General features: G+C 54.7%; 16 protein-coding genes. 1 reads left to right on the forward strand and 15 read right to left on the reverse strand.

Annotation, left to right across the window (positions count from 1 at the left end):
* From BHW66_RS04440 to BHW66_RS04485, 10 genes are all read right to left on the reverse strand, one after another.
* Positions 1-313, reverse strand: a 313-nt coding sequence (locus BHW66_RS04440; RefSeq protein ID WP_286688920.1) for a hypothetical protein, incomplete at its 3' end; no start/stop codon positions are given.
* Between the two features lie 2 nt (positions 314-315).
* A complete protein-coding gene (locus BHW66_RS04445) occupies positions 316-1,563 on the reverse strand; it encodes a hypothetical protein (protein WP_286688921.1) in 1,248 nt (415 codons plus the stop codon).
* Positions 1,560-2,123, reverse strand: coding sequence for an N-acetylmuramoyl-L-alanine amidase (locus BHW66_RS04450; RefSeq protein ID WP_046437301.1), 564 nt, complete (start codon positions 2,121-2,123; stop codon positions 1,560-1,562). Before BHW66_RS04450 ends, BHW66_RS04445 begins: the two co-directional genes overlap by 4 nt.
* Positions 2,124-2,399: a hypothetical protein gene (locus BHW66_RS04455; RefSeq protein ID WP_046437303.1), complete on the reverse strand. Its 276-nt coding sequence runs from the start codon at positions 2,397-2,399 to the stop codon at positions 2,124-2,126.
* 1 nt (position 2,400) lies between these two features.
* Complete coding sequence (locus BHW66_RS04460) at positions 2,401-2,808, reverse strand: hypothetical protein (RefSeq protein WP_286688922.1); 408 nt, start codon at positions 2,806-2,808, stop codon at positions 2,401-2,403.
* Positions 2,809-2,947: 139 nt separating this feature from the next.
* Complete coding sequence (locus BHW66_RS04465) at positions 2,948-3,220, reverse strand: hypothetical protein (RefSeq protein ID WP_046437307.1); 273 nt, start codon at positions 3,218-3,220, stop codon at positions 2,948-2,950.
* Positions 3,221-3,243: 23 nt separating this feature from the next.
* Positions 3,244-4,920 carry a portal protein gene (locus BHW66_RS04470; protein ID WP_102738319.1) on the reverse strand — a complete coding sequence of 559 codons (1,677 nt, stop codon included), beginning with the start codon at positions 4,918-4,920 and terminating at the stop codon, positions 3,244-3,246.
* Complete coding sequence (locus BHW66_RS04475; protein WP_215452920.1) at positions 4,917-5,111, reverse strand: hypothetical protein; 195 nt, start codon at positions 5,109-5,111, stop codon at positions 4,917-4,919. Before BHW66_RS04475 ends, BHW66_RS04470 begins: the two co-directional genes overlap by 4 nt.
* 114 nt (positions 5,112-5,225) lie before the next feature.
* Positions 5,226-6,944 carry a hypothetical protein gene (locus tag BHW66_RS04480; protein WP_046437323.1) on the reverse strand — a complete coding sequence of 573 codons (1,719 nt, stop codon included), beginning with the start codon at positions 6,942-6,944 and terminating at the stop codon, positions 5,226-5,228.
* Complete coding sequence (locus BHW66_RS04485) at positions 6,934-7,350, reverse strand: hypothetical protein (RefSeq protein WP_146021939.1); 417 nt, start codon at positions 7,348-7,350, stop codon at positions 6,934-6,936. The genes BHW66_RS04480 and BHW66_RS04485 overlap by 11 nt, the downstream gene beginning before the upstream one ends.
* 137 nt (positions 7,351-7,487) lie before the next feature.
* Here BHW66_RS04485 and BHW66_RS04490 point away from each other — a divergent pair, with 137 nt between their 5' ends.
* The gene (locus BHW66_RS04490; RefSeq protein WP_286688923.1) at positions 7,488-7,721 is read left to right on the forward strand and encodes a hypothetical protein; all 234 of its coding nucleotides are present in this window, start codon (positions 7,488-7,490) and stop codon (positions 7,719-7,721) included.
* A gap of 79 nt (positions 7,722-7,800) precedes the next feature.
* Here the strand turns inward: BHW66_RS04490 and BHW66_RS04495 are convergent, their stop codons facing one another.
* The 5 genes from BHW66_RS04495 to BHW66_RS04515 all read right to left on the reverse strand — a co-directional run bounded on the left by BHW66_RS04495 (position 7,801) and on the right by BHW66_RS04515 (position 11,524).
* Complete coding sequence (locus BHW66_RS04495) at positions 7,801-8,253, reverse strand: hypothetical protein (protein WP_286688924.1); 453 nt, start codon at positions 8,251-8,253, stop codon at positions 7,801-7,803.
* A gap of 62 nt (positions 8,254-8,315) precedes the next feature.
* Positions 8,316-9,017, reverse strand: a complete 702-nt coding sequence (locus tag BHW66_RS04500; RefSeq protein WP_286688925.1) for a hypothetical protein — start codon at positions 9,015-9,017, stop codon at positions 8,316-8,318.
* 2 nt (positions 9,018-9,019) lie between these two features.
* Entirely contained in the window at positions 9,020-10,027 is a 1,008-nt protein-coding gene (locus BHW66_RS04505) for a hypothetical protein (protein WP_286688926.1), read from the reverse strand.
* Positions 10,028-10,094: 67 nt separating this feature from the next.
* Positions 10,095-10,721, reverse strand: a complete 627-nt coding sequence (locus BHW66_RS04510; protein WP_286688927.1) for a hypothetical protein — start codon at positions 10,719-10,721, stop codon at positions 10,095-10,097.
* Positions 10,694-11,524 carry a hypothetical protein gene (locus BHW66_RS04515; protein WP_286688928.1) on the reverse strand — a complete coding sequence of 277 codons (831 nt, stop codon included), beginning with the start codon at positions 11,522-11,524 and terminating at the stop codon, positions 10,694-10,696. Before BHW66_RS04515 ends, BHW66_RS04510 begins: the two co-directional genes overlap by 28 nt.
* Positions 11,525-11,906: the final 382 nt, after the last annotated feature.

The raw sequence follows: 11,906 nt of genomic DNA on the forward strand, positions 1-11,906 counted from the left end.
CTTTGGTCTCCGCATGGACGGCCTCAACGGTCAAAGATACCGCATCAATCATTGTATAGGCACCATCCTCCGCAAGGGTCAGGACATCTTTTCCCAGCCTTGCCCATACCTGGACGGCTTGCCAGTCCTCACCCAATCCCACCAGCGCAGCAACTACGGACTCCATTGCCGGAGCCTGTTCCGCTGGTATCTCGTCCGCTGTGTAGCGGTCTGTCCGGGTGTAACCTCCAGCGTCCTGATAAATGGCCGTCAACGTGAATTCCTGCCAGTTGCCGGGCCGCGGGAACTGAATTTGTATTTCTGCGTCGTTCATGATTAGAGAGGTATGTTAATATCTTCAAAATCCGCCGTTTCCTCGGATTCAATAGCATTGACGGCCATTGCTTCCAATGCGTGATAGGTTGGATTGGTCAATCCATTGGCATAAAGGTGCCTGGTGCCTGTGCCCGCGTCGGCTGAAAGGGCATATGTTTTCTCATTGCGCGCGTCGATAATCAGGGTGCTTACGCCTGTTCCTGCCTCGAAATTGATGAAGCCGCGGAGAGAAGCTATCTTGAACAGGGTATTGGTACTGCCGCCTCCCAGCTCCATATAAAGAGCCGCCTTTTCCTCCCGCTCTTCTATACTCGGTTGCCCGCTCTGCATGAAAATAAGCCTGTTCAGCCCGTTCGGCATCAGCTCATTATGGCCTACCGGAAGAAATACGGTTGTCGTCTTCACCTGCCAGTGTCCAACGGACTTTACATAAAAAATTTCCCTTACTCTGATTTCATACCCCTTGCGGACAGTATCGTAAGGAGTATTGATGGTAACATCTACGATTTCCCCATGGTTGACGGCCAGATTATCGCCCGGAATCATGGAATAAGAATCCATCGTCAACCCGGTTCTGTTGGTTTTTGAGCCGCGGCCTAAGCCAAAAGTAAATTTAGCGAAGGCTGTCGCGCTGACCGCAAGGGAAAATCCGGCTATGGAACTGTAATTAAATTGACCGTTAGGCCCTATCAGGGGAATAACCGCTGACCCGTACGCATTGGACCCGGCAGAAGCTGCGCCCACTGAAAAACGTTGCATCAACCCGGCAAGAGTACCGTTGGAAACTTTAGAAATGGAACCCGCGACTGTGATCGAACTGGAATTAAGGTATATAGGCTGAACCAACGCCGACATAGCACCGGCCAATCCCAACGCATAAAAGCGATTAACCGCCGCCGTGTCCGTTACCGCCCCCACGGCCAGCGGGATGTTGATGCCGCCGTTGGCGTTGACGGTCCCTGTAAAAGTCCCGGACTCCGCCAGCAAACTCTTCAACGTGGCATCATCCCCCGGCTGAATGCCGTCCCGGGCAGACAATCCCGGGACGGCCCCCTTAAAAGTCTGAGTAACCAGCGCATGCTCATCGGACACCTCCACAGCATCCGTAGGAGCTACAAAACCGTATTGCCCCTCTTCGCCCGCTTCCAAAACAAGCAAGGGAGAAGCCCCATCAAAAACGGCATGAACGGTACAGGCCGTCGTACACGTCAGCACATACGCACAACCTTTAACGGTATCAACAATCATACAGCCCCCTCCTTGAAATACTTATCAATCGCCCCGGCAATCGCCACGCAAAGCGCGTCAACCCGTTCTTCCAGCCTGTCGCAATCCGTCACGTGTGAGGACGCAAACGCAGGCTCCAGCATCAACGCCGGCATGCGCGTTTCTCTGAAATAATAATAACCTCTGTCACTCTTACACTTGATCGGCTTCAAACCGCGATCAGGGAGCCTCAGCACATCACACATCGCCGCCTGTATCAGTTCAGCCGCTTTCTTCCCGTTCTTGGAGGCGTACCAATACAAAGTTTCTGTGCCTCCAATTCCTGTATCTGCACCATTGAAGTGAAACTCCACGGCCAAATCCGCTCCCACCGCATTACACCTCCGGGCCGCGTAAATCGGTGTCGTTCCCCCAGCCTCAGACCGATTGCACACCACAGCCTCATAACCCAGCCGCTCCAACTCATCCTTCACCTTGCCAATATGGGCCGTCCAGAAAGAAAACTCTGAATGCTTCCGGTTCGTCATTACAGCCCCGCCATCCTGCGGGCTATGCCCGATACTCAATGCTACTCTCATCATCTACTTATTCTTGCTTATAAACTGTTCATTCGCCTCTACTACAAACTGACACGAACTGCACTTATGCTCGGCCTCCCGACGCGCCTCCCGCTCCTTCTCCAACTCCGCCTGCAACTTCTCATTCTTCTTCGTCTCCCTCCAAAGGAAAATCGACATCACGCTCACCACACTCGCCGGAGTCATCAAACTATCAATCGTCGGGGTAGAAGTAACGGCATTCGCCACCGTCAGCATCGCCGCGCCAAGAACGGAACAGCTCGTCAGGGAACCGGTCATCTTACTTATCCTGTTTAACTACGGGAGAAACATCACTCACGGGCTGAACCTGTGAAAAACTCACACGCCCCGGCTCCAGCACCAGACAGGCCCCATCCTTGCACACCTCAGCCCGGTCTGGCGTCACATTCACGGAATGCCCACAACCGGACAGAGACATTCCCAAGCCGCCAAGGATAGCCCCGGCAATAACTGCTCCGGCGGCATACAGGGCCTTTTCCCACCAGCTAGACTTGCCGGCAGCCTTAATACCGAGATAGTCACGGACATCCCCCAGCGCATGCTTACCGATGATCGGGAGGGCAGTATTTGCTACGGCAATCCATCCTTGTTGATCGTTTTCCGTCAGGTCTGCCCAGTGAGGGATTGGAGTGTTGGACTCATTGTGTGCCTGGGCTGCATAGTACATGTGCATTTCTCTGGCGATAGCCTCGCACTTCTTCTATCTTCAATCTGTTGAGCTCCGCCTTCTGCCACCTCCGCCACGGCAGGCCGTTTCGGCCCCTTCCCCGTACTCTTGCCAATCCCTCTCCTGTACCGTCTCTTCATTACTCGCCCTCCTCTCTACCCTTATCCTTCGGCAGCATCTCCAGCCACAACACCACCTCACGATGAGCATCCCGCCTCATCGCATCCAAAGGATCAAACAACCTCTCCCCATCCTGCTTCTGAAAACACGGCAAATCTGTCTGAAAAAACTCCTTCATCCACTCCAGCACCACCTTCCACTCCTCGCTCCGCAACAACAACCTCTTGGCCTTCCACCTCCGCGCAAACAAATCTAACAACTCCTTCTCTTTATCTACATTATAACTAATCATAAAACGTACTGCTCATAAATCAACTACGCCGCTCCACCCTGAGCCTCCGCCGCCATCTTGGCAGCCGCAGCCTCATCCTTCATCACAGCCGCGCCCGCCTGACGCAGCCTCAACTCATCCTCATCCATCACCGCCGCACTCTTCCGCCGCCTCATGTCCTCCACCTCAATATTCCCCCTGATACTATCCTCAGACACGCCAAGAGACCGCAGCCGCGCTCTCATGCCACGATCCACATCCAAATGATCCAGCAAACCGGGTACCGCCTCACCCAACTCCACCGCCTCCCTCAACGCGGCAGCAAAAGCATCGCTCTCAATCCGCTTCAGCACCAACGCCACCTTATTATTATACGTCACCCCCGGATTCTTCAGCACAGTCCCCACAACAGCCCCATTCCTAATCACATCCTCTCTCACGCAATCAGGCGGATCTGGAAAAACCCCGGCCCTGTACAGTACCATAAACACCCTGTCCAGCGTCGGCTGCACATCATAGGCAAACTGCACGAAAGACGGAAAAAACTGCAACAAATACTGATTCTCGCGCGCCATCACCTCCGTCGCCGTGGGAAACCCCTTCTTACCCTCATCATACGCAAACAGCTCCAGCATCGGCACCAAAAACGCATCCTTAATCCGCTGCTCCTTATCCGCAAGCTGCTTATAAGAAAGACTCACATCCCCCACAGCCGCCCACTCCTTCGGCAACAACACTCCGCCATCCTGCAACAAATCCGGATCAACCAACGTCTTCCCGCCAGCCCGCAAATCAACCTCTCCCACCAGCTTTGCCGCCGTCAAAATCCGGGGATCTATCGCCACACGCCGCGCCTTCTCCAAATCCTTCTCAATCTCCTCCACCCCCCTCACCTCGCCCTCCACATCCTGCCACGGAGCAAACCCGAAAAAACTTGTCCCATTCATCTTCCAGCGCGTCGCCATATACGGCATCTCCCACTCCATCTCCCGCCGCATCACCCTCTTCCCCTGCTGATCCACATAAAAACTCTCCCAGCCGCGGCCCATCTTCGGCTTCTTCGCCCGCCGCACCACATGCAGCACCACCCACTTCTTCTCATACATACCGGCCCCTCCCTGATGATAATCCGCCGCCATCCCCTCACTCAAAGCCGCCTTGCCAAACAAATCCGCCACATCATAAGCAGACAACAGCATCTCCCTCACAAACACCACCACCCGGCCCTCGTCATCCACCTCCCCGCAAACCTGTTCCGGGGAAATCGCCTTAAACAACAACCTCACGCTCCTGCCCGGCCCGCAATACAAACTCCCCGTCCCCATGCCGACACGATCAAGAAAACACTCGTAAATCTCGGAATAAAAATTGCTCCGCGTCAGCTCCATCAAAGCAATATCGGAACACTTGCCATACCATGCGTTAGCCTCCTCCACATCCTCCTCCGCTACATCTCCGGGCCTCGCGATCCACTTGAACCACGGCTCATGGCTCGTCACAATATGGCTCATATGCGCTCCGGCCAGCCGGGCACAGGCCATCCTGGCCGCCCCATTCCGCACCCTGCCCACAAAATCGGACGGACGAAACCTTAAATCATCCACCCTGTTCGGCAGCAAATACCAGCGGGCAAACTGCCACGTCTTTGCAAGCTCATCCCGTTGCTTCCTCAACCCGTTATACAGGCGCACCAGCTCATCCGCCTCATCCTGACGGCTCATCCCAACGTCTCCCGTTTACCACTAGCCGCGCCTCCATGCTGCCTCTCTACCTCACTCGCAAGCAGGGTTGATGCCCTGCCTCGCCGTCTGCGTTGCTCCTCCAGTAAACTGCGCTTCGCCGCATGTTCGCTCTCCCCGGCACTCACCGTCTCCACCTTCGGAGCCTGAACGGGAGGAGCTTCACCCTTCATATTCTTCTTGAAACCCATACCCCACTCATACCACGGAAAAACAAAAACGCATCTAATCATTCAATTAGATACCCACACAACACGCAAACCATCAACAACAAACACACAAAAAAATCAATCCATCCTCGCCAATCCTCCGCTCCTGTTCCCTCCGCCCCAATCATCATCCTCATCCAGCCATCCGCCAGACTCCTCACGGCTAACAAAACCGCTCGCCCGTGACACCAGCCCCTTCTTCAACGCCTCGCCCAGCGTCCTCAACGCATCAGCCCCATGAGACGCCTCGTTATGCTCCGGCACATCATGGCTCACCCCATCCTCCAGCACCGTCTTCTTGCGGTAAGCGGCAATGCAATCCACCCCGCTCAACAACTTCACATCACCCTCACCCCGGCACTCCTTCAGACAATCCTCATGAAACACCGCATTCTTCAACATCGTCCTCACGGCATCAATCCCCATCCACACGCGCGGAATCCTCGGCACCCTCACCAGCCGCCCTCCAATCCCGGTATTCCGAAAAAGAGACATAGGATCACCGCCCCAATTCCTCCGGTTACCGTCATGCGGAAACAAATGCTCATCAAAACTCATCCCCAACTCGCGCTCCCACAAACGAATCACCTCGGCATACTCCGTCATCCCCAACCCGCTGGACTGGTAAAACTTCAGCAGCCGCACCTCATACCCTACCACCTGCGCCGCCCAAATAGCCGTACTATCGTTCAACCCTAAATCCCATGCGGAAACTAACGGAAACCCCGGCTCCACGGCAAACGCCGCCCCCACGCACCCCTGCGCCCGCAACCTGTGCATCACGGCACCATAAATCGCCCCCGACACATGCGGCCACAACGCCTCCTCCGGCGTACTCGGGTACTCCTGCTTCATCAACTCTCCCTGCGTCTGCTTCATGTGGCTGTACCACACCATCTGCTCCTGACTCAGGCTGATACCCTTCTCCCTCAACTCGTCAAAATACGCCCTGTCCTCATCCAGCACATCATACCCCTCTCCGGCCAGCGTATAACCGGCATCCTCAAACCACGGGAAAAAGAAAAACTTCCACTGCACATTAGAAAGCCTCTTCCCCGTCAAATCCAGCGCCCCCTTCATAATCTCATAATTCAGCCCGGTTCTGCCCCCTTCATGCGTTGACTCGTTAAACAAAAACCCGTCGCTCGGCACCGTATTAAACGCCCCGGACAATATTTCCGCAGCCTTGGCTGGAAAATGGCACGCCGTACTCCCAAACTCCGTCAGCCAAAGCAAATCCAATGTGCCGCCGCGCAAACTGGCCCCGGAATAAATATCGCTCCCATTGGCAAACCTCAGCTCACGGTCATTAGCATACACCGGCACCAGCCCTTTGCTCTTCACCAGCTTGCCAGTCCTCTCCTTAATCATCCGGCCCAGCCTCGCCAGCCACAAATCCTCATCAGTCGCATGTGCAGGCACATAATCCAGCCTGTCCCATGCAAACCTGATCTTGCCCAGCTTATTCTCGGCATCCGGCAAAGACTTATCCACAATCCCGGCATGGAACCCATCAACAAACAACATGCAATCCAACGCCAGCATCGCAAGATAAGTGCTGATCCCCATCTGGCGGCTCTTCAAAATAGCATTGCGGTGATGCAGCCCCCGGTGCAACTTGCGCTGTACCCTGTTCATGCGGAACCGCACCACCTTATCCCCACCCTTCACCATCTTGCTCTCCACCCAATACAAATGATTAAGCCGCCACTCCCTGTCTCCAAGCACCTCCGCAAACCTGCCCAACACGGCATCATCCATACCATTAATGGGAGGGAAAAAACCTCTACTCGCCATCTGTCACCGTCTCACTATTGCCGCCCACCTTCAAACTCTGATCACCCAACAACCCGAAAATAGCCTCCGCCAACGTAGGGCCCCCAACATGCACCTCAGACGGCGCATTATGCCCGGCCATCTCATTATCAATCTTAATCGCAGTCATCACCTCCTGCACAGTAGGGACGGAATCAAACAGCCCCAAATCCACGCCCACCTCCCCGCGCACCAGCTTCGCCAAAAACCTCCTCTTCTCCTTTGCGCTCAGGGCATACCCATCATCAAGCTCTGCTCTCAACCTCTTCAGCTCCTCCTGAATGTGCGGCTCCCTCATCTTGCGGCTCGCTCCTGCGCTCGCGCTCGCATCATCACCGGGATTCCACACAACCGCATAAGCCGCGCGGGGAGTAAAACTCTCCCACACAACCATCTTGCAAAACTCATCTTCCTTATCGCTTAACTTCTTCATCTTGCATCCTTAACCTTAATCTTGCAAACCTGCCCTCTATCACCCTCCTCCCCTCCGCGCTCGCCGCATACGTCACGCAGGGCCTCTGACCTTTGACCTCCAGCAGCCCCATCCTCCGCAACCTTGCCAGCGCATTGGAAACAGACTGGCTATTCCGCGCCCGGCACCACGCCACTACCCCTCTGCACTCAACCTCTCCCAGCTCCCCCACCGCCAGCAGTACCAGAAAATCCAGCGGCGTCATCTCCAGCTCCCCAAAACACACCGCTCTCACCGTCGCCGCCACCAAACGATACATCTTCATCGCCGTTGTGGCAACGGCCTGAACGGGCGGCCCTCCACATGGCCGCATCCTCCTCCGTTCAAACCATCACATACGCATTAACGCTTCAACCGCCCGCCGCTTCAGGCAACCTCAACCTCCACCCCGAACACCCCGGCCACAATCGTCTTGTACCGGTCAATGCCCGTCTCCGTAGGCTGAACCTGAATATATCCGTTATCAGACTTCACATACTCCAGCAAGCCCAAATCAATCAGGGCATGCGCATCACGGACAAACAGCGTATTCCACGGCTGACGGAACAAACACCACTTCTCGCACACCTCCACCAACAGCTTCAGCCGTTCCCCGTGGTACTTCTTGCCCTGCCGTGCCTGTCTCCGACCAACACGCGCCATACCCGACGCGCTAATAACCCCGCGCAGGGCGGCATCATCACAACAACACGCCTCATCAGGCTCACAGCACGGCTCACAAACCATGCTATCGCCATACATGCGCACAACATCCTCCTGTGTTGCCTTCATGTCCTCACTCTTCCCCACCTTGCTCTTATTTACTGTCTTTTTAGTCATAATATATTTATATTATTATGTTTATTTCTGTTTTTTCCGAAACACCCGTTCCGGGAAATCTGTCACGCACGCCGGAAACTCCGCCAATCGCACCACCTGACCCCTCCGCGATTCTCGCTCCTCCGCTGGATCACACGATCCTTCACGCTATCCGGCATAAACTGATTAAAATCCTCCTGCGTCCAATTAGCCACAATCACAGTATCTAACTCCGCGTTATACCGGGCATTCACCACCTCCTCAAAAAAATCCAAACTCAAATCCCTGCCTTCCCCCTTGTACCCAATACCGCGCTGAAACTCATCCAGCACCAGCAAACTCTTGCGCCGATGCCCTATCTGTACGGCAAAATCACGCTCAAAACTGCCTCCCAGCCCAATCTTCGCCAGCCTCTCCCGGTACAGGCCATCCCCGCTGAAATACCATGCCCTCTCATACCCGCAATCCCGCGCCAGCTTGCAGGCGGACAACGTCTTGCCCGTACCTCTCAGGCCAAGCACCACGGCCAGCATCCCCTTCCCGGCCATCCCCAGCAGCCAAGCCCTCAACATCCCGGCCTTGCGTTCCGCATCCACGTCCTCCACGGATGCAAACGGCAGCTTCAGCTTGCAATACTGTTCCGGCCAGCCCCACATCTTCAGCCGCTTCAACTTGCGGGAAAACACCACATCGGCATCGTCAAACATGGTAGGCTCATCCTCTGTCACCTCGTCACTCACATACAGATCAAGACGGGACATTAAATCATCTAAATCATCATTCATTACTAAAACCCTTCTGCATCAATCACAATATCCTCTCTCACGCCCTGACCTGCCGCACGATTGCGCCCCCTCTGTTCCTCCCGCAACCGCTCCTTCTGCCACTTCCGCGCATTCTCTTGCAGCCAAACCTTCGCCTTATACCTCCAATTCTTCAGCAACCCGCCTCCCGCAGTCCTCCCGTCCTTGTAATGCTCGTAAAAATCCGTCGCCAGCATCCTCACGCGCTCATCTTCCCGTTCTGAGTAATGCAAGCCATTCCTCATCTCGGCCAGCACCTCCTCCACACTCCCCGGCACGTCGAAAGCATACACGCCCGCACACCGCTTCGGCCTTTTTGGCACTACCCCGGCCACCTCCTCCTTAAACGGCAAATCACTAGCTCTGAAAACATTAACACTACTTAACAAACCGGCTATCACACCGCCGCGAGAATCTGAAACACCTCCTGATTCGTCAGAATCAGGCACTTGCGGAGGCGCAGCCTCCCCATGAATCACCCCGGAATCCTCCAAATCACCGCCCAAATGGCCCTCCCCCGCACGCGCGCGGCCACGCGCGGATAGGTGCGGGGGTGTGGGGGAAGAATGGGGGGGTGTGGGGGGGAAAGAGGGGGAGAGGGGGGATGTCTGACAACTGTCTGACATATGTCCGACAACTGACTGACGCTTGTCTGACAACTGACTGACAGCTGACGGACAACCGTCTGACACGGCATCTCCGGGCCTCGCAACCCTCACAGGAGGAGCCGGAAACTTAGGCTCGCTCCTCTGTCTCACGCCCCACTCCGTAATCGCCAGATACCGTCCACCCTCTACCTCATACCTCACGACCATCCCGGCAGCCTCCAGCTCACACAGGGCCTGTTCCACCTCATCCACGGATAAATGCACCCGGCAGGAAAAACACTTGCTCAGCACCCACTCAGCGTCCCCGTAAAACCTCCCTGCGCTATCCGCAGCCATTCTCAGCCGGACATACACACGTTCCCCGGTAGAGCTTAACTCATCCATCTCCACCTCTTGGCACCAGTCTCTTATTTCCCTGCGCGGCATCGGCAAAGTCAGTTGGAGTTGTAATTCATAACCACTTGATGGTGCAGACTGTGTTGCGGCTTTTGACCCAGTGGAACCATGCGTAAGCCATAGCTCCCGCCTTGTAACGGTCGAAATCGCCATTTTTCGCACAAATCCGCCGCTCTGAAAACACCCACACATCCGCGGGTGGGGTATCGTTAAATAACCTCTTGCGGCTCTGACCCTCTAAAAATGACAATTTCAGCAGCATCCAGACATTAGCCCCCGGCTTGACAACCTGTAGAGCCCTCTCGACGAATTCACGGGCTGTGGCATAGGGCGGTTTGGTCATAATGTCCACGTCACCCATAGGTGCGCCGGCAAACTCCCACAAAAAATCTAGCACGCTGGAATCAGGGCATCCCCGGTCAACAATATCGGTTGCGTACACTTCATGCCCGCGTTCCCTCAAGACGTTGACAATGTGGCCGGCCCCGCAGGCTGGTTCCCATACCCGCTGACGGAGGGGCGCGCCGGCGTTGAGCAAATCCCTCACCATAGCCGGGTCTGTTGCATAGTAGTCTTCCCGTTGTCGTTCTTCGGAGGTGTGATTGGATGCGCCCAGCAAGGCTCCTAATGTCCTTTTGTTGCCTGTCCAGTCCTTCATTCCCCCTCCTTTCCGTCCTCCCACATGACCCCGCAGGCGCACATGGTATGCTTATTTTCCAAGGTGAGGCGGGAGAGCTTGCCCGCCTTGTAGTCTCGGATTAGGTCAAATAGGGTGTATTTGCCCGTGCGGTCAAAGATGGTGCGGCCAAAACGGCGGCGGAAACGGATTTCGAATCGGGCGGCTTTGGCAAACACGTCCGGTTTTTTGAGGTATAGATTGACGTAGTGGCCCTTTCCCGCCATTAGGCAAGCGTCGTTGCAGTTGGCATGGCTGAACCCCAGTTTGTAGGCTTTCGGAGGTTCTACACCAAGGGATTTTAATTCATGTTCGATCTCGCAATGAAAATGGTACGGTTTTTCCAGAAGTGGGAAGCAATACCGCTTGTGCGGAAAACGCTTTTTCATGCGTTCTGCGCGCTCCACTTCTTCGTGACCGAATCCGATCACGATATGAGTGTCCGGTGTAGCGTGTTCCGTCATCCATTTGTTAAGGGGGGTTCGTTTGAGAGCAGAAGAGCATTCCGGGGCGTTAAAATCCGGTAGAAAGCCGGAATTCATGGCTACGTCGTAGGGCGTAATCATTCGGCCTCCAGCCCAGTCAGGAAGAGCGCGGACAATGTGGAGCGGCACTCCTAAAAGGGCCGCGCCCTGAACGATGAAGCGGTAGTTGTCCGGGGATTCGTTGCCCGTGTCCGCATAGAGCAGAACCACGTGATCTTTTCCCCACTTTTTGACGGCCAGTTGCGCGGCTTTCCAGCTTAACAGGCCGCCGGAATAGTTGCATATCGCCAGTAGTTCCCGGCCAAAGAATTCAGTCTGGTACATTATTTCCTCTCCTTTCTCGGCTCCCATTTGTCTTGATGATTGTTAATCGTTTTTACTGTTCTTCACAGTCGTCTGCTAGCTCCCAGTCTTGACAATAATTATTTAAGCTTTCAGGAGTGTTAAACAATCCGTATGTGTAGCAAAAAAAATCTCCTTCATTGTTAATGCAATTTCTGCAACACGGCTTGAAAACAAATTCCTTTTCATTCTTTTTTGTTTGAGGGAGTTTTTTCTTAGAAACAGAAAAAAGCTTTTTGATGGATAAGAGGATGTTAATCATTACTGTTGGTTTCCGGTTTGTGTTCTTCCTCCCTTCTGGTTCCCCAGGTGCAGCCGTCCTTCTCCGGGTCCACGTACCAGTGCCCATCCGTTCCCAGGAGGT

Source organism: Akkermansia sp. 54_46 (assembly GCF_001917295.1).
Classification (GTDB): domain Bacteria; phylum Verrucomicrobiota; class Verrucomicrobiia; order Verrucomicrobiales; family Akkermansiaceae; genus Akkermansia; species Akkermansia muciniphila.

What these genes read in the sequence shown, in the direction of transcription:
- BHW66_RS04445 (WP_286688921.1), bottom strand. Translation starts at nt 1,563, where the DNA reads ATGATTGTTGATACCGTTAAAGGTTGTGCGTATGTGCTGACGTGTACG.
- BHW66_RS04450 (WP_046437301.1), bottom strand. Translation starts at nt 2,123, where the DNA reads ATGATGAGAGTAGCATTGAGTATCGGGCATAGCCCGCAGGATGGCGGG.
- BHW66_RS04455 (WP_046437303.1), bottom strand. Translation starts at nt 2,399, where the DNA reads ATGACCGGTTCCCTGACGAGCTGTTCCGTTCTTGGCGCGGCGATGCTG.
- BHW66_RS04460 (WP_286688922.1), bottom strand. Translation starts at nt 2,808, where the DNA reads ATGTACTATGCAGCCCAGGCACACAATGAGTCCAACACTCCAATCCCT.
- BHW66_RS04465 (WP_046437307.1), bottom strand. Translation starts at nt 3,220, where the DNA reads ATGATTAGTTATAATGTAGATAAAGAGAAGGAGTTGTTAGATTTGTTT.
- BHW66_RS04470 (WP_102738319.1), bottom strand. Translation starts at nt 4,920, where the DNA reads ATGAGCCGTCAGGATGAGGCGGATGAGCTGGTGCGCCTGTATAACGGG.
- BHW66_RS04475 (WP_215452920.1), bottom strand. Translation starts at nt 5,111, where the DNA reads ATGAAGGGTGAAGCTCCTCCCGTTCAGGCTCCGAAGGTGGAGACGGTG.
- BHW66_RS04480 (WP_046437323.1), bottom strand. Translation starts at nt 6,944, where the DNA reads ATGGCGAGTAGAGGTTTTTTCCCTCCCATTAATGGTATGGATGATGCC.
- BHW66_RS04495 (WP_286688924.1), bottom strand. Translation starts at nt 8,253, where the DNA reads ATGACTAAAAAGACAGTAAATAAGAGCAAGGTGGGGAAGAGTGAGGAC.
- BHW66_RS04500 (WP_286688925.1), bottom strand. Translation starts at nt 9,017, where the DNA reads ATGAATGATGATTTAGATGATTTAATGTCCCGTCTTGATCTGTATGTG.
- BHW66_RS04505 (WP_286688926.1), bottom strand. Translation starts at nt 10,027, where the DNA reads ATGGATGAGTTAAGCTCTACCGGGGAACGTGTGTATGTCCGGCTGAGA.
- BHW66_RS04515 (WP_286688928.1), bottom strand. Translation starts at nt 11,524, where the DNA reads ATGTACCAGACTGAATTCTTTGGCCGGGAACTACTGGCGATATGCAAC.